Annotated in this window: 16 protein-coding genes and 3 pseudogenes; 3 read left to right on the forward strand and 16 right to left on the reverse strand. The window is 50.1% G+C overall.

Annotated features, from left to right (window positions below):
* Positions 1 to 63 precede the first annotated feature (63 nt).
* The 12 genes and pseudogenes from D368_RS08135 to D368_RS08190 all read right to left on the reverse strand — a co-directional run bounded on the left by D368_RS08135 (position 64) and on the right by D368_RS08190 (position 10,928).
* Positions 64 to 1,122 (reverse strand): annotated as a pseudogene (locus D368_RS08135) (sensor histidine kinase).
* Positions 1,119 to 1,796: a response regulator transcription factor gene (locus tag D368_RS08140; RefSeq protein ID WP_015387652.1), complete on the reverse strand. Its 678-nt coding sequence runs from the start codon at positions 1,794 to 1,796 to the stop codon at positions 1,119 to 1,121. Before D368_RS08140 ends, D368_RS08135 begins: the two are co-directional and overlap by 4 nt.
* Positions 1,797 to 1,832: 36 nt before the next feature.
* Positions 1,833 to 2,449 (reverse strand): annotated as a pseudogene (locus D368_RS08145) (hypothetical protein).
* Between the two features lie 88 nt (positions 2,450 to 2,537).
* Positions 2,538 to 4,306 (reverse strand): annotated as a pseudogene (locus tag D368_RS08150) (ABC transporter ATP-binding protein).
* 210 nt (positions 4,307 to 4,516) lie between these two features.
* Positions 4,517 to 5,137, reverse strand: coding sequence for a bifunctional phosphoribosyl-AMP cyclohydrolase/phosphoribosyl-ATP diphosphatase HisIE (hisIE, locus tag D368_RS08155; protein ID WP_071392333.1), 621 nt, complete (start codon positions 5,135 to 5,137; stop codon positions 4,517 to 4,519).
* Complete coding sequence (gene hisF, locus D368_RS08160) at positions 5,134 to 5,892, reverse strand: imidazole glycerol phosphate synthase subunit HisF (RefSeq protein WP_128574709.1); 759 nt, start codon at positions 5,890 to 5,892, stop codon at positions 5,134 to 5,136. Before hisF ends, hisIE begins: the two co-directional genes overlap by 4 nt.
* Positions 5,889 to 6,626, reverse strand: a complete 738-nt coding sequence (gene hisA / locus D368_RS08165) for a 1-(5-phosphoribosyl)-5-[(5-phosphoribosylamino)methylideneamino]imidazole-4-carboxamide isomerase (protein ID WP_071392335.1) — start codon at positions 6,624 to 6,626, stop codon at positions 5,889 to 5,891. Before hisA ends, hisF begins: the two co-directional genes overlap by 4 nt.
* Positions 6,623 to 7,261 (reverse strand): imidazole glycerol phosphate synthase subunit HisH, encoded by a 639-nt coding sequence (gene hisH / locus D368_RS08170; RefSeq protein WP_071392336.1) that lies wholly within the window; start codon positions 7,259 to 7,261, stop codon positions 6,623 to 6,625. Before hisH ends, hisA begins: the two co-directional genes overlap by 4 nt.
* Complete coding sequence (hisB, locus tag D368_RS08175; RefSeq protein ID WP_014418974.1) at positions 7,262 to 7,846, reverse strand: imidazoleglycerol-phosphate dehydratase HisB; 585 nt, start codon at positions 7,844 to 7,846, stop codon at positions 7,262 to 7,264.
* Complete coding sequence (hisD, locus tag D368_RS08180) at positions 7,812 to 9,125, reverse strand: histidinol dehydrogenase (RefSeq protein WP_128574710.1); 1,314 nt, start codon at positions 9,123 to 9,125, stop codon at positions 7,812 to 7,814. The genes hisB and hisD overlap by 35 nt, the downstream gene beginning before the upstream one ends.
* Complete coding sequence (gene hisG / locus D368_RS08185; RefSeq protein ID WP_015387648.1) at positions 9,122 to 9,763, reverse strand: ATP phosphoribosyltransferase; 642 nt, start codon at positions 9,761 to 9,763, stop codon at positions 9,122 to 9,124. The genes hisD and hisG overlap by 4 nt, the downstream gene beginning before the upstream one ends.
* Positions 9,756 to 10,928 (reverse strand): ATP phosphoribosyltransferase regulatory subunit, encoded by a 1,173-nt coding sequence (locus D368_RS08190; RefSeq protein WP_101562470.1) that lies wholly within the window; start codon positions 10,926 to 10,928, stop codon positions 9,756 to 9,758. Before D368_RS08190 ends, hisG begins: the two co-directional genes overlap by 8 nt.
* A 241-nt stretch (positions 10,929 to 11,169) precedes the next feature.
* Here D368_RS08190 and D368_RS08195 point away from each other — a divergent pair, with 241 nt between their 5' ends.
* Positions 11,170 to 11,895, forward strand: coding sequence for a C39 family peptidase (locus tag D368_RS08195; protein ID WP_015418306.1), 726 nt, complete (start codon positions 11,170 to 11,172; stop codon positions 11,893 to 11,895).
* A 17-nt stretch (positions 11,896 to 11,912) separates the two neighbouring features.
* Here D368_RS08195 and D368_RS08200 read toward each other — a convergent pair whose 3' ends face one another.
* Genes D368_RS08200 through hprK form a run of 4 tightly spaced genes read right to left on the reverse strand, consistent with a single transcriptional unit; the run spans position 11,913 to position 14,873 of the window.
* Positions 11,913 to 12,431, reverse strand: coding sequence for an acyltransferase (locus D368_RS08200; protein WP_007407438.1), 519 nt, complete (start codon positions 12,429 to 12,431; stop codon positions 11,913 to 11,915).
* Between the two features lie 3 nt (positions 12,432 to 12,434).
* Entirely contained in the window at positions 12,435 to 13,085 is a 651-nt protein-coding gene (gene ppaX, locus D368_RS08205; RefSeq protein WP_128574711.1) for a pyrophosphatase PpaX, read from the reverse strand.
* Between the two features lie 25 nt (positions 13,086 to 13,110).
* Positions 13,111 to 13,926, reverse strand: coding sequence for a prolipoprotein diacylglyceryl transferase (lgt, locus tag D368_RS08210; RefSeq protein WP_015418308.1), 816 nt, complete (start codon positions 13,924 to 13,926; stop codon positions 13,111 to 13,113).
* A 14-nt stretch (positions 13,927 to 13,940) separates the two neighbouring features.
* Positions 13,941 to 14,873 carry an HPr(Ser) kinase/phosphatase gene (gene hprK / locus D368_RS08215; RefSeq protein ID WP_003151456.1) on the reverse strand — a complete coding sequence of 311 codons (933 nt, stop codon included), beginning with the start codon at positions 14,871 to 14,873 and terminating at the stop codon, positions 13,941 to 13,943.
* A gap of 169 nt (positions 14,874 to 15,042) precedes the next feature.
* On the opposite strand from hprK, the gene nagA reads away from it, so the two are divergent.
* Together nagA and nagB are read left to right on the forward strand one after the other, a co-directional pair.
* On the forward strand, positions 15,043 to 16,233 hold the full coding sequence (gene nagA / locus D368_RS08220; RefSeq protein ID WP_015418309.1) for an N-acetylglucosamine-6-phosphate deacetylase: 1,191 nt from the start codon (positions 15,043 to 15,045) through the stop codon (positions 16,231 to 16,233).
* Complete coding sequence (gene nagB / locus D368_RS08225) at positions 16,230 to 16,955, forward strand: glucosamine-6-phosphate deaminase (protein WP_071392342.1); 726 nt, start codon at positions 16,230 to 16,232, stop codon at positions 16,953 to 16,955. The genes nagA and nagB overlap by 4 nt, the downstream gene beginning before the upstream one ends.
* Positions 16,956 to 16,961 lie beyond the last annotated feature (6 nt).

Consider the following 16,961-nt stretch of genomic DNA (forward strand, 5'->3'; position numbering starts at 1 on the left):
TTCGCCTCAATAGTTCAAAAGACAGGATCGGCTTCGTTTTTTACTGGCTGGTTCGACCAGATTTTAGCTGTTTTTTTCACGAGGCTCGGCTGGAAGAATGACGCGGAAAAGGGTTCCTTCGCCGCGCTTGCTCTCAACCTCTATCGAACCGCCGTGCAGCTCTGCGATTTTTTGGGCGATGGACAGGCCGAGCCCGCTTCCCCCTGCGTTTCTCGCCTTGTCCGCTTTATAAAACCGTTCAAATACACGCTCCGCCTGTTCAGGCTCCATTCCGATTCCGTCGTCGGCGATTTCGACAGCCGCCGCTCCCGGCAGATCAACAATTTTAACGGAAATGCGGCCGCCTTCACCGGTAAATTTTACGGCATTGTGAATCAGATTCATCCATACTTGGCTGAGCAGCGCTTCATCTCCGTACACATACGACTCCTGTAAATCAATGAGAAACTCAATCTGTTTGGCGGACCATTCAGGCTCACAGGTCAATATGGTGCGCCGCAGCTGTTTGTCAATGCGGAACGGTTTTTTTGTATCGGTTCGGTTTGGCGTTCAAGCGCAGTGAGCTTCAGCAGATTTTCACTGATTTTTGATAATCGTTCTGTTTCTGTCTCGATGATGTGTAAGTAGCGCCCCCGCTCCTCATATGATAAATCCGGTTTTTCAGAAGATGCGCGTAGCCCTTTAATGAAGTAAGCGGAGTTTGGATTTCATGGGAAACGTTCGAAATAAATTCTTGTTTCAGCTTTTCCATTTCACTCAGTTCCGCGGCGAGTGTCGACAGTTCATCAGCCAATTTCGTCACGGGATGGTCCCGTTCAATCTTCTCCATTTTCCTGGAGGCGGCCGCGGAGAAGTTGCCGCTCGACATTTGCTTGATCGTGGCGGTCAGCGAATCCCAGATCGCATGATGTCTTTCACGTGCTGACTTTGAAAAATAAACATCGTTACAAACAGCAGGCCGAAAACAAGCCAGAGCGTCAGAATCTGCTCGGCGTACGGCACAAGCAAAATCGGCCATATGAGACCGAATCCCTGAACGATCAGGTGAGCCGCCAGCCATAAGAATGCGGTGACGGTGAGAAGGATGATGATTTTTCCAGCCGTTCTGAAGATCCGTTTCATTCTGTCACCACAAACCGATACCCGAGCCCCCGCACCGTATGGATGGCAAACGGATAGTCCTTTTCCGGAAACCGTTCCCTCAGCCTTTTAACATGCACATCAACCGTCCGCTCGTCACCTTCATAATCAAAGCCCCAAATATCTTCTATTAATTGTTCTCTTGAAAACGTCTTATTCGGATAACCGGCGAGCTTAAATAAAAGCTCAAATTCACGCCGGGGCAGTGTCAATCCCGCTCCGCCGCCGCGCGTTACGGTGCGGGATTGCTTATCTAATGTGACATTTCCGATGGTCAGCAGTTTTTCAGCGGTGATCCGGTACCGTTTCAGCAATGCTTTGACCCTTGCTTCCAGCTCAAGCGGCTCAAACGGTTTGACGAGATAATCATCCGCTCCGGAAGTAAAACCTTGCACTTTGTCCAGCGTTTCGCCTTTTGCCGTCAGCATCAAAATCGGAATGTCCGTAAAGCTGCGGACGGCTTCACTGACTTCAAACCCGTCCATTTTCGGCATCATCACATCCAGTATGATGAGATCAATAGGTGCTGATTCGATCAGCCGCACCGCCGCTTCCCCGTCTTCCGCTTCTGCGACGTCAAAGCCGCTCTGCTCCATCATGAGGCGGACAAGCTCACGGATATGGCGGTCGTCATCCGCAACCAATATGACAGCCATGAAAATCCCTCCTTCTGCTTTTTTGCCTGTCTTCTTTTAATGAATCGACATGATGTCTATTAACCGTCTTATTTTTTCATTGTCTCCTGTATCGACAGACACTTTTTTTGTATGGCGGATCATTTTCTCCGTCACTTCTTTCATTACGCCTTGATCAGTATCTTCACGAGACTCCCAGCGCAAAGGAACATTGTATACCTGAATGGTGCCGTCACCATTGCTGCTGTAAGTGACTGACCCATCGACTAACCGGGAGCCTGCTAACTGCGTAACATCTTCCGGATAGCGGGCGCTCGTATGATCGTCAGGATTGACGAGTGCTCCGGCCGGAATGCGGCGAACGTTCAATTCATCTATCTGCTGATTTTCCCCAAGCTGCAGCCAGATGCGGGCATATTCAATTTGCAGAGGAGAATAATCTGCCGACATGTTGTTCGGTTGGCTTTTATCCGCAGAGATGTGATGTGAATCTTTGTTTACGGGTTCTTTTTTTCTGCCGCTGATGCTGTTTCAGCCTTGTTGATGCCGCTGCTTTCTCCGGCCGGACTTGAAGAATGGCTCGGCTCTTCATCATTACCGTCCGTACACCCGGCAGTCATGAATACGAGCAGTAAGGCCGCGTGACAATAAAAAATCTTTGTGCGTTTTTTCATAATTCAACCCCCGCTTTCTATGAAGAGAACTCCGGCTGCAAAATAAAAAGCAGCTTTTTCAGCTGCTTTCTATTCATAAAGTCTTGCTTTACACAGCTTTGTTTTCTAAGTCGGCATTCAGCTTCAGCTGCTGCTCCGCAAAATCGCGGTACAGCGAATGGGATGCCATTAATTCATGGTGTGTGCCCCGTCCGGTGATTTCACCCTGTTCGACAAAGAGAAGCTGATCTGCATCCACAACCGTGGATAAACGATGGGCGATCACAATCGTGGTGCGGCCTTCCATTAGAACTTCCAGCGCCTGCTGCACCCATTTTTCAGATTGGCTGTCCAGACTTGATGTCGCTTCGTCAAGCATCAGAATGCTCGGGTTGCGAAGGAGCGCTCTGGCAATGGCGATGCGCTGGCGCTGTCCGCCTGACAGCATAATTCCCCGCTCACCGACCTCTGTTTCAAATTTCTTCGGTAAGTCTTCAATAAATTGCAGGGCGTAGGCCATGTCAGCCGCTTGCCTCAGTTCCTCATCAGTCACCTCGCGTTTTAATCCGTAGCAGATATTGTCGCGGATGGTGCCTGACATTAACGGGCTTTCTTGCGAGACGTAGCCGATATGCTCCCGCCATGACTCAAGGGAATACGCATCAATCGGTTCATTTCCGAGCAGGATGCTGCCCGCAGTCGGATTGTAGAATCGTTCAAGCAGCTTAAATAACGTTGTTTTTCCGCCGCCGCTCGGTCCGACGATCGCGGTGACTTTGCCGGCCTCAATCGTAGCCGTAATGTCTTTTAAGATGGTTTGATCTGTTTTGTAGCCGAATGAGACTTGTTCGAGCTTAATCGGCTGATCTGCGTTTTCAATGGCTTTTCCGGTTTGGATATCTTCTTCTTTTTCTGCAAGAATATGAATCATCCGTTCCGTTGCGCCGACGGATTTTTGAAGCTGTGTGAAAAATGAAGTGATCTGGCCCATCGGCATAATGATTTGAAACAAATACAGGATAAAGGCAACGAGTGCGCCGGCTGTCAATTCACCGGATGACACCTGCATCCCGCCGTACCCGATGACAGCGACCAGCGCCGCCATTAATACAAGTGTAATAAGCGGGCCTACGAGCGACTGCACCTTCGCTTCACGCAGCCCGAGTTTAAAGAGCGCCATGATGCCTGCTTTTCCGCGTCCGTATTCCGCTTCTTCAGCGTTTGACGCTTTTACAAGCCTGATTTCCGGGAGGATGTGGTTTAATAATCCGGTGAATCTCGCCGTTTCATCCTGTGTTTCCCGAGAAATTTTAAACATTTTCCGGCCGATCGGCACTAAAATCACCGCAGCCAGCGGCACGACGACCAGCACGAGCAATGTGAGCTTCCAGTTCATGAAAAATAAGATCGTCAGTGACCCGATAACGGAAATGATTCCGGTAATAAATCCGCTGATATTGTTTGTGATCAGCTCTTTTACCACCATTGTGTCATTGGTGACACGGCTGATCGTTTCTCCCGTGGCGTTTTTGTCAAAATAAGAGACGGGCAGTTTAATTAATTTCTGCCACAACAAATCACGCAGTCCCGAGATGATTTTCTGGCCGCTGTAGTTCAGGGCGTAGGTGGCGTAGGCGCTTAATGCGGCCTGTACGATAAACACGGCTGCGATGATTCCGATTTGCACGCCTGACAGCGACGACATGGAAAAGCCGTCAACGAGCTGCTTTGTCAACAGCGGAATCAGCAGGCTGACGAGCGTTGTCACAATACTGAGAGACAGCGCGAATGCCAGCATACCGTATGATGGTTTTGTTTTTTGACTAATGAAAAGAATGAGCTGAATTTCCCTTTAGGTTTTGGTTGTTTATTCGGCATATGTTTTCCTCCTATATCACTGTTTATACTATAACGGATGTGCATGAACGGAATATGAACAAAACGTATATTTTTGATAAAAACCAAAATAAACTCTATTAGTCAATATTATCAAATTCATCTGCCTCCGGTTGCGGAAATAAGGAATATTTTATTGAATGTTTAAGTTTGACAGAATAAAAACCTCACGGACTCTCCGTGAGGTTTGTTTTACTCAGATGCTGAATGGCGTTTCGCAAGGACATCAAGCACGTCATCCAAAGGAAGCGACTGCTCACGCAGAAGAACGAGCAAATGATACAGCAAATCTGCCGCTTCCCATTTTAATTCTTCATGGTCGCGGTTTTTCGCGGCGATAATAACCTCTGCGGCTTCCTCGCCGACTTTTTTGAGGATTTTATCGACGCCTTCCCGAAACAGATACGTTGTGTAGGCTCCGTCAGGCATCTCCGCCTGACGTTTGGCGATTACGCTTTCCAGTTCATTCAAGATGCCGAAACGATCCTGCGCGTCTGCTTTTTCCGTGGAAAAGCAGCTGTAGCTTCCCTTATGGCATGCGGGTCCTGAGGGCTCCGCAAGTACGACGAGGGCATCTTGATCGCAATCATAACGGATGGCTTTCACCTTTTGGGTATTCCCCGATGTCGCTCCTTTATGCCACAGCTCTCTGCGTGAACGGCTGTAAAACCAGGTTTCTTTCGTTTCTATCGTTTTTTCGTAGGATTCTCGGTTCATATAAGCCAGTGTCAGCACTTCTTTGCTTGCCGCATCCTGTACGATGGCGGGTATCAGTCCGGCCTCGTCAAACCGCAGTTCATCTGCCTGTTTCATCTCACATTCACCCCGTGTTTCTTCATATAATCTTTCACTTCTTTTATAGATGTCTCTTTGTAATGGAAAATGGAAGCTGCAAGCGCGGCGTCCGCTTCACCGACTGTGAAGGCTTCAAGCATATGGCGCGCGCTGCCGGCTCCCCCTGACGCAATGACGGGCACCGGGACGGCACGTGAGACAAGCTGTGTGAGCGTATGATTAAAGCCTGTTTTCTCACCGTCTGCGTCCATGCTTGTCAGCAGGATTTCACCCGCTCCCCGGCTGACGGCTTCTTTTGCCCAGGCCGTGACTTCCCGCTCGGTTTTCTGTCTGCCGCCGTGTGTGTACACTTTATAGCAATCCGAATCTTCGTCATACTTTGCGTCAATCGCCGCTACGATGCATTGCGAGCCGAAAAACTCAGCTCCTTCCGTAATCAGCTCGGGGCGGAGAACGGCCGCTGTATTAACGGATACCTTGTCAGCGCCGGCGCGAAGCATTCGTTTCATATCGCTTAATTGATTGATTCCGCCGCCGACCGTAAACGGAATCGCCAGTTTTGCCGCAACTTGTTCTACGACGCCTGTCATCGTCTTGCGGCCTTCGTGAGAGGCGGAAATGTCGAGAAAAACAAGTTCGTCAGCGCCCTCCCTGTCGTAGGCTTCGGCCAGCTCGACAGGATCGCCCGCATCTTTCAGCCCGAGAAATTGAATGCCCTTGACGACGCGTCCTTCTTTCACATCGAGACACGGAATGATTCGTTTCGTGATCATGCGTCCTTCACCCTTCTGAGCGCTTCAGCCAATGAAAATTGTTTTGTGTACAGCGCTTTTCCGATAATCGCTCCCGATACGCCGGCGTCTTTGAAGCGGGCCAGTGCTTTGAGGTCGGCGACTGAGCTGACTCCGCCTGAAGCGATGACGTCTTTTCCCGTTGCTTTTGCGAGCTGAACGGTGCTTTCGATGTTCGGTCCTGACAGCATGCCGTCAGTTTCAATATCCGTGAAAATGAAGGTTTCCGCTCCTTCGGCCGCCAATTCACGGCCCAGATCGGCCGCCCTTACCGAAGATGTTTCCAGCCAGCCTTCCGTCGAGACATATCCGTTTCTTGCATCAAGGCCGATCGCGATTTTGCCGCCGTATTGTTTCAGCATGCTCTTCACAAATGCCGGATCGGATACGGCCGAGCTGCCGAGAATGACGCGATCAACGCCTTGTGATAAATAACCGTACACATCCGCTTCAGAACGGATACCGCCGCCGATCTCGACTTTGACATCAAGCTGCCGCGCAATGTCAAGAACATGCCTGTCGTTTACTTTCCTGCCTGCTTTCGCGCCGTCAAGATCCACGAGATGAATCCATTCGGCGCCTTCTTGTGCAAATTGCGCCGCCATGTCTAAAGGAGAGTCACCGTATATCGTTTCCTTGCCGTAATCGCCTTGGATGAGACGGACGCATTTGCCGTTTCTCATATCGATTGCCGGATATAATGTAAAAGCGTTCATTTCTTCACCTTCTGTTCCGCTGCCATTTTTGTAAATTGCGTTAAGATCGCCATTCCGGCCGTACCGCTTTTTTCCGGGTGAAACTGTGCACCGAAGACATTGCGTTTCCCGACGACTGCCGGAACACGAACGCCGTACTCAGCGCTTGCCAGAAGATCGCCGTCTTCCAGCCCGTCTATATAATAGGAATGGACAAAGTAAACGAATCCTTCTTCCGCTTCCGAAAGCAAAGGAGACGTTTGGTGAAACGTCAGCCGGTTCCAGCCCATATGCGGCACCTTCAGCTTGTTTCCTTCGGCATCTCTGTCTTTGAGTCTCACAGCTTTTCCGGCTAATAAACCAAGTCCTTTTGCAGAGCCGTTTTCGGCGCTCTCTTCGAAAATGAGCTGCATGCCGAGGCAGATGCCGAGGAGCAGCTTACCCTCGTCAACCATACGGTGTATGAATTGATCAAGCTTCGTGCTGCGTAAATTGTCCATGGCGTCACTGAATGATCCGACACCTGGAAGAATAAAAGCATCCGCTTTTTCAAGCTCTTCCGGCCGGTCTGATACGACATACGGGACGCCGATGCGTTCCAGCGCTTTCGACACGCTGAATAAATTGCCCATACCGTAATCAATTACACCGATCATTTACAGCATTCCTTTCGTAGACGGCACACCCTTGACGCGCGGATCAATGGATGACGCTTCATCAAGCGCTCTGCCAAGCGCCTTAAACACGGCTTCTATCATATGATGGGTATTCGTGCCGTAATGAACGATGACGTGCAGATTCATTCTCGCTTCGAGCGCCAGCTTCCATAGGAATTCATGTACCAGCTCGGTATCAAACGTTCCGACTTTCGCTTGCGGAAATGCAGCGCGCATCTCAAGGTGCGGCCGGTTGCTCAGGTCTACGGCGACTTGGGCGAGCGCTTCGTCCATCGGCACAAGCGCTGATCCGTACCGTTTGATCCCTTTTTTATCACCGAGCGCCTCCAAAAAAGCCTGCCCTAAACAGATGCCGATATCTTCAGTCGTATGGTGATCATCTATCTCTGTATCGCCTTTTGCGTCAACAGTTAAATCGAATTGCCCGTGCTTTGTGAACAAATCAAGCATATGAGTCATAAACGGCACATCCGTGCTGATGTCGGCTTTTCCTTCTCCGTCTATTTCGAAAGCCAGCTTAATATCCGTCTCATTTGTTGTTCTGGCGCGTTCCGCTTTTCTCATCGGTCATTCCTCCGTTTCTCGCTTCAATCGATCTTGCGTGCGCTTCAAGCCCTTCCAGTCTCGCGAAGGCGGAAATGCTGTCCGCGTGCGTTTCAAATGCCTTCCGGCTGTAAGAGATGATGCTCGATTTCTTTTGAAAATCTGTTACATTCAGCGGGCTTGAAAACCGCGCCGTTCCGTTTGTCGGCAAAACGTGATTCGGTCCGGCAAAATAATCGCCGACCGGTTCAGCGCTGTATCGTCCTAAGAAAATCGCCCCCGCGTGTCTGATGCTTCCAAGCAAAGCCTCCGGCGAATGCGTCATGATTTCTAAATGCTCGGGCGCCAGCTCATTCACCGTGTCCACCGCATCTTCCATCGATTCCGTAATATAAATGCGGCCGTGATCCTTGATCGACGCTTCGGCTATTTCTTTACGCGGCAGGGTCTGAAGCTGTTTATTCACCTCATCTGATACCGCTTCGGCAAGCTTCTGTGAATCGGTGACAAGCACGCTTGAGCTGAGCATATCGTGTTCGGCCTGTGAAAGCAGGTCAGCGGCGACTTCTTTGGGCACCGCCGTATCGTCTGCCAGGACCACGATTTCACTTGGCCCGGCGATCATGTCAATATCCACAACGCCGAAGACTTCGCGCTTCGCGAGCGCTACAAATATATTTCCGGGGCCCGTGATCTTATCAACAGGCTGTATCGTTTCCGTTCCGTAAGCGAGCGCGGCAACCGCCTGCGCGCCTCCCGCCTTGTAAATTTCCTTTATGCCGAGCTCAGAGGCCGCCGCCAGAACGCCTGGCGAAAGGCGGCCGTCTTTTCCCGGAGGACTGACGAGAACGATCCGTTCCACTCCCGCAGCGAGAGCGGGGATGACATTCATTAAAACGGAAGACGGATAAGCGGCCGTCCCGCCCGGCACGTATACGCCCGCGGAATCGAGCGCCGTTATTTTCTGTCCGAGCATCGAGCCGTCTTTGCGATGGTAAAACCAAGAGGATTGCAGCTGGCGCTCGTGATATTCTTTAATATTGGCAATCGCCTGCCTGATCACTTCCAGCAGCTGATCATCAAGCAGACGGTACGCCTCAGCGATTTCTTCTGCGCTCACGGCCATTCGGTTCAGGCTGATGCCGTCAAATGTTTTTGTATAGGCCAAAACGGCTTTGTCACCGTTTTGTCTGACGTCTTCAATAATCCCCCTGACGGTTTTCCGCTGCTCTTCGGTTCCGCTGTCGATGGAACGCTTCAGTGAGAACCGCTCGCTTCTTTTTACTGCGGTTATTTTCATTTTGCCGTTTCTCCTTCCACAACCCTGGCCAGCCTGGCCGCCATTTCGTCGATTACATCATCCTTCATGCGGTAGCTGACCGGATTGACGATAAAACGCGATGTGATGTCACAAATATGTTCTGATTCAACGAGACCGTTTTCCTTTAATGTCCGCCCGGTTGATACGATATCTACGATTCTGTCAGCAAGCCCGATTAAAGGCGCCAATTCAATGGAACCGTTCAGCTTAATGATTTCCACCTGTTCGCCCTGCTCTCTGAAATAACTCGACGCAACATTCGGATATTTCGTCGCAATCCTCGGGGCGACTCCGTTCCAATCCGCTCCGGGAAGCCCCGCAACGGCGAGATGGCATTTGCTGATTTTCAGATCGAGCACCTCATACACGTCACGCTCTTCCTCAAGCATGACATCCTTCCCGGCAATACCGGCATCAGCGACGCCATGCTCGACATAAGTCGTAACATCCATCGGCTTTGCCAGAATAAAGCGGAGATTTTCTTCAGGAACGTCAATGATCAGCTTTCTCGATTCTTCAAACTCCTCGGGCAGCCTGTATCCGGCCTGCCGCAGCAACCCGGCCGCTTCTTCGAATATCCGTCCTTTTGGCATTGCCATTGTGAGTACCTTACCCATTCCGCTCTTCCTTTCTGGCACCGATAAAGTATGTGACGTTTGCGAATGATTTTGTCATATGATCGATATTTTCAATGCCCGCCAGATCCTGCAGGACGACTTTTCTGCCTCGCGCCCTTTCTTCCTCCGCGAATAAAATGGCCTGGGCCCGCTGCTCCTTGCTGAAAATCACGGCGTCCGCTTCACTTGTTTCTTCCTGAATGCCGAGCGCTTCAATCAGCCTGTCGATACGGAGCCCGAAGCCCGTGGCGGGAGCGGGATTGCCGAAATGGCCGAGGAGATTGTTATAGCGTCCTCCGCTTCCGATGACGAAACCGACATTTGCCGCGTACACTTCGAATAAAATTCCCGTGTAATAACTCATATGGCTTACCATATTCAGATCAAGGCGAATATGCTCGGCACACCCGTAATCCTCAAGAATGTCCCACAGGTCTTCCAGCTCCTGAATTAAGCTTTGTCCGGAGATTCCGATGATCTCCTCCGCTTTGGCGCATATCTCTTTCCCGCCCCGCAATTCCAGAAGTGCGAGCAGCCGGCTTTTGTCTATTGAAGAAAGCGGAAGCGATTTGACATGTTCCCTGTATCCCACGTAATTCTTTTCAAAGAGAAAGCGCCGCAGAACATCCGCCCGCTCGGCATTGCCCAAAACCTCGACAAACAGCTCATCAGCGAGTCCGGCATGGCCGATCGCGATTTTAAACCGGTGCAATCCCGCGTTTTTCAAAGCGCCGGCCGCCAGCGCAATTACCTCGGCGTCCGCGCTTGTTGATCCGTCGCCGATCAGCTCCGCGCCGACCTGTTCGAATTCGGCCGGACGTCCGCCTTCCCGCTCCTGAGCGCGATAGACGCTTGCCGCGTACCCCGCTCTGAGCGGATGATGGTGTTTGTGCAGCTTAGATGCCGCCACCCTGGCAATCGGTCCGGTCATGTCGGGCCGAAGCACAAGCGTTTTTCCGTCCTGATCGAGAAGCTTAAACAGCTGCTGTTCTTCAATGGCTGACTGGACGCCTACTGTTTCATAGAATTCAAGGGTCGGCGTCTCCATAAACTGATAACCCCATTTATCAATTAAATCCGTCAGTGTGGAACGGACTTTTTTCTTTGCTTCGTATAAACCGGGCAGCGTATCTCTCATGCCATGCGGTTTCTCAAACATAAACATTTGCCTTTTACACCTCCGCTTTGTCTGAAGGAAAATTCCGAATCCTTTAGTTCGCTAATATGATAATATGTTAGCAGATAAAAGAATGGATTGCAACGCCCAATGTCCGCCTATTCTTTTCCATAAACATGGCTAAAGAATGAACAAACCTGTAAACATATCGGAACGATCGAATCATATTGAGCAGAAGTGCTATAATACATAGAACAGCTTCATCAGAAACAAGGGAGAATAATTGATAATGAAGACGCTTGGAACATTATGTGTGCTGATTCTGACAGCCGTCCTTGTCTATCTGGGATATAACATCTATACAAACGATATTCATTTAAATTTTTTCAATCAGCAGTCCGACGAGCCTGATGAGAAAACACCGTTAAAAGGGAGCGCGTCACCGCTGAATGTCGTTCTGTACAGACAGATGGATTCTCCCAGACTGTACAATGGCTGTGAGGTGACCAGCCTTGCCATGATTTTGAACAATGCCGGATATCATGTGTCAAAAAATACATTGGCGGATAAAATCAATAAAGTTCCGCTCACATACAGCAGCGGGCTGAAGGGAGATCCGAATGAAGGATTTGCCGGAGATATGGAAAACGGCCCGGGTTTAGGCGTTTATCATGAGCCGATTGATAAACTTGCCAAAGAATATGCGGGAAACAAAGTATACGATCTTACGGGAAAAGACATTTCTTCAGTGTACCGCCAGCTTGAAAAAGGGCGGCCGGTCTGGGTAATTACCACCACATCCTTTAAGCCGGTTGATCATATGCAGACTTGGGATACGCCGAACGGAAAGATCGACATTACGTTCAGCATGCATAGCGTAGCCGTAACCGGTTATGATCACGATTATGTATACGTTAATGATCCTTACGGCTATAAAAACAGAAAAACAGACCGGTCTGACTTTGAAAAAGCCTGGAAGCAGATGGGCAGCCAGGCCATTGTGATCAAGTCATAAAAAAAACCCCGCTGACGTTAATCTGCGGGGTTTTCCATTCGTTTTTTCATTTCTTCGTCCGTATAGATCACCTGCATCGGATTTCCTCCGACAAACGCCCCGGCGGGGACATCTTTGTGCACCAGCGTGCCGGCTGATACAACGGCTCCGCTCCCGATGGTGACGCCGGGCAGAATGGTTGTGTTTGCTCCGATCATCACCTCGTCACCGATTGTGACAAAACCGGTCCGGTACTCATGTATTAAATATTCATGAGCCAAAATCGTCGTATTATAGCCGATAATGCTGTTTTTTCCGACAGTGATTTTTTCGGGAAACATGATATCCGGCATCACCATCAGCGCGAATGACGTCTGTTTTCCGACATTCATTTTCAAAAAGGTTCGGTACAGCCAGTTTTTCACGCTTAAAAACGGCGTATACCTTGCAATCTGAATGATGATGAAATTTTTCATCACCTTCAGGAAGGGAACCGTCTGATAAACATGCCACAATGAATTTGCACCTGAAACAGGATGGCGGTCTGTTTTTCTCACGGGTTACTTCACTCCGGTGATGTGCAATAAATCACTCATTTTCTCGAGCATATAATCGGGTTCATAGGCGGAAAGCGTCTGTGCGCCTTTAATCGTCCACGCGACGCCGGCTGTTTTCGTGCCGGCGTTTTTTCCCGCCATGACATCGTGATAATTGTCACCGACCATGATGGCTTCCGACGGATCGCACCCAAGCCGGCCGAGAGCAAGCCGCACAGGCTCGGGGTCAGGCTTCGGGTGCTTTACATCATCAAGCGTGACGACAGTATCGAAAAACGCCCCGATGCCTGTCAGCTTCAATCCCATATTGACTGTATCCCTCAGCTTTGTGGTGACAATACCGAGCTGATAGCCCGCTTTTTTCAATTCATCAAGCGTTTCATAAACCGTTTCGTACTCCTTGACGAGCTCATCGTGCTTTTCATGGTTGAATGCTCTGTACATGCTGATCATGTCATCGCACTTTTCGGCATTAATGCCTGAAAACGTTTCGTACAGAGGCGGGCCGATAAACGGGAGCACATCTTCCCTTTTGAACTGCCCCGGGCAATAATGATCAAGCGTATGAAGGTAAGAAGCGATAATCAGTTCATTCGTGTCAATCAGCGTGCCGTCGAGATCGAATAAAATGGCGGTTACACGTTTATCAGTCATCTTATGTCCTTTCCGATTTCAGTCGTCAGTCCGTGTCAGCATACCGCTTATCGGCATACCCCTTCATGCGTCTGAAAATCATTAAAATAATCGCAAGTACAATCAGCACAATGGAAATGACCTGCGCGATCCGAAGCTGGCTCGTAAGCATCAGGCTGTCCGTCCGCATTCCCTCAATAAAGTATCTGCCGATTGAATACCAGATCACATACGTCAAAAACAGATTGCCCCTGCGCAGGTTCACGCGGCGGAGCAGAAGCAGAATCACGACGCCCGCAAAACTCCACAGCGATTCATACAAAAACGTCGGGTGATAATATTGTCCGTCTATGTACATCTGATTAATGATGAAATCCGGAAGATGCAGACTTTCCAAAAATGACCGGCTGACCGCTTCACCGTGAGCCTCCTGGTTGATAAAGTTCCCCCAGCGTCCGATGGCCTGGCCGAGCAGAATACTCGGCGCGGCAATATCCGCCAGCTTCCAGAATGAGATGCCTCTTACTTTTGAAAAGACGATTCCCGTCGCGATCGCACCGATTAATCCGCCGTGAATCGCGATGCCGCCTTTCCAAGTTTTAATGATTACCCCGGGGTGTTCCGAGTAATAGCTCCACTCGAAAAGCACATAATATGCCCTTGCGCAAATGATTGCGATCGGGATGGCGAAAAGAACAAGATCAATAAAAATGTCCTTTTTCAGCCCCCGCTTTTCACTCTCCCTCATGGCCATCCAAAGCCCTAATAACGCGCCCGCGCCGATAAGGATTCCGTACCAGTGCACGGATAAAGGCCCGAGCTGCAAGGCAATCGGATTGATCGGTGTTCCTGCTTCATTCATATTATTGCCAACTCCTATTCGTCTTGTTCGCCGTCCTCAATGACATCCGCCAGCTTATTCGTGAATTGCTCGGCAGCATTCAAGCCCATCCGCTTCAATCTGAAGTTCATCGCCGCAACTTCGATAATAACGGCGAGATTCCGCCCCGGGCGGACGGGAATGGTCAGTTTTGTAATTTCCGTATCAATGATTTTCATTTTTTCTTCTTCAAGTCCGAGACGGTCGTATTGTTTCCCTTGCTCCCAAAGCTCAAGGTCCATGACGATTGTAATTCTTTTATTGCTTCTGACGGCGCCCGCCCCGAACAACGTCATGACATTTATAATGCCGAGCCCCCTGATTTCGAGCAGATGCTCAATCAGATCAGGCGCGTTCCCGACAAGGGTATCCTGATCCTCCTGCCGGATTTCAACGCAGTCATCCGCGACAAGACGATGACCTCGTTTGACAAGCTCCAGCGCCGTTTCACTTTTACCGACTCCGCTTTTTCCCGTAATGAGCACGCCGACGCCGTATATATCCACAAGCACGCCGTGAATGGCCGTTGTCGGCGCGAGACGGCTTTCAAGAAAATTCGTCAGCCTGCTTGACAGCCTGGTTGTTTTCAGAGGGGATCTGAGCACAGGCACGCCGTTTTGCTCGGAAGCTTCTACAAGCTCCGGCGGGATCGGCATATCTCTGGAAAGTATGATAGCCGGCGTCACATCGGTGCACAGCGATTTCATCCGCTGTTTCTTATCTTCCTCGGGAAGCTGATCGAAAAATGACAGCTCCGTTTTTCCTAAAAGCTGCACCCGTTCTCTCGGGTAATATGTAAAATAACCGGCGATTTCAATACCGGGCCGTGATAAATCACTCATCGTAATCGGGCGGTTAATCCCTTCTTCTCCGCTGATCAATTCTAAATGGAACTGTTCCATTACGTCTTTGGTCCGAACCTTTGCCAAGATATGTTCCTCCTGTTCTGGGATGTTCCGAGCTTTGAACAGTTATATTTTATCACTTTACCGTCTGAACCAAAACAGATTTATACAATTCCGGCATAACTGGTCTAGATAACTAGTCTGAAAAGGAGTAAAATAAAACTAACAACTAACCAGAAAGGCGTGTTTTAAAGTGGCTGAAAGCTTGTTAATCAGCGGTGCGGACATCGTAACAGAAAAAGAAATCATCCGAAACGGTTTTCTCGGTATAAAGGACGGCATCATTTCTTACGCGGGGAAAACAAGACCGCAAGAAACGTATGAGAAGGAATGGAAGGCGCCCGCGGGCTCGTATGCGCTTCCCGGAATGATTGATATTCATATTCACGGCGGATACGGCGCGGATACGATGGATGCTGATGTTGCAGCTCTTGATACAATGTCCGCCCGGCTGCCCGAAGAAGGAACAACCGCTTTTTTAGCGACAACGATCACACAGCAGCACGAAAACATTGAAAAAGCGCTCATCAACGCCAAAAAATGGGCGTCTTCCTCACCGCAGGCCCAAAAAGGCGCTGAGTTGATCGGCATTCATTTAGAAGGACCGTTTGTCTCTCCGAAAAAGGCGGGAGCACAGCCGAAACAATGGATTACTCCTGCTGATGCCGGGCTCTTTCAGAAATGGGAGCGGCTCTCGGGAGGGCTGATCAAAATCGTGACGCTTGCGCCGGAAGAAGATCCTGATTTCAGCCTGATCCGTTATTTAAAAGACCAAAACATCATCCCGTCAATGGGACACACAGACGCAGGAGCCGAGCTTTTACAAAAAGCGGCGGATGCCGGGGCGGTGCATATGACGCACCTCTTTAACGCCATGAGCTCCTTTCATCACCGTGAGCCGGGGGGCATCGGCACGGCTCTCGCCTGCGGCCGCATCACGGCGGAGCTGATCACTGACGGCATTCATTCTCATCCTCTGGCTGTAAAGCTTGCTTATTTGGCGAAAGGAAGCCAAAACCTGATCATGATTACAGACTCCATGCGGGCAAAAGGGCTTAAGGACGGAGAATACGAATTCGGCGGGCAAAAAGTCACCGTTCACGGGGACACGGCGCTTCTCTCTGACGGAACGCTGGCCGGTTCCATTTTAAAAATGAATGAAGGCGCGGCGCTCATGCGCAGGTTTACAAACTGCTCATGGCTGGATATAGCAAATATGACATCGGCAAATGCGGCCCGCCGCCTCGGCATATTCGACCGTAAAGGAAGCATCGCCGAAGGAAAAGACGCCGACGTTGTTCTGACGGACGGAAAATGCGGCGTGCTGGCCACGATTTGCCGCGGAAACACCGCATATATCTCAAGGGAGGCTGATTGGACATGAATGTTATCACATGCAGACATTATGAAGAATTAAGTGAAAAAGCCGCAGCGATTATTGCTGAAACAGTGAAACAAAAGCCGGATGCCGTTCTCGGCCTTGCGACAGGGGGCACTCCTGAAGGCGTATACAAAGAACTTGTGCGGATGCACCGCTCAGAAGGCTTGTCATTCCGGAATGTCACGACGATCAACCTTGATGAATACGCCGGGCTTTCTCCTGAGGACAAAAACAGCTATCATTATTATATGAATACACATTTTTTTGCACACATCGACAGCCGAAAGGACCGCCACTTTCTCCCTGACGGACGGGCAGACGATCTTGATGCCGAATGCGGGCGCTATGACCGATTGATTCAAACACTCGGCGGAGCGGATATACAGCTTTTAGGCATCGGACACAACGGCCATATCGGCTTTAATGAACCCGGGACGCCATTTGAATCCCGAACCCATGTCGTTGAGCTGAATGAAGAGACAAGACAGGCGAATGCGCGGTACTTTCCGTCAATTGATCAAGTCCCTGAAAAAGCCCTGACAATGGGGATCGGGACGATTTTGTCCGGCAAACGGATTTTGATCATGGCATCCGGAAAAAGCAAGGCCCAAGCGGTGAAGCAACTTCTGGACAGGCGCGTCAGCGAAGCATTCCCCGCCTCCTCCCTGCACGCGCATCCGGATGTGACGGTCTTGATTGATGAAAAGGCTGCGGGCGGCGATTGAAAGGAT

The sequence above is a fragment of the Paenibacillus lentimorbus NRRL B-30488 genome (assembly GCF_000411595.1).
GTDB classification, from domain to species: domain Bacteria; phylum Bacillota; class Bacilli; order Bacillales; family Bacillaceae; genus Bacillus; species Bacillus velezensis.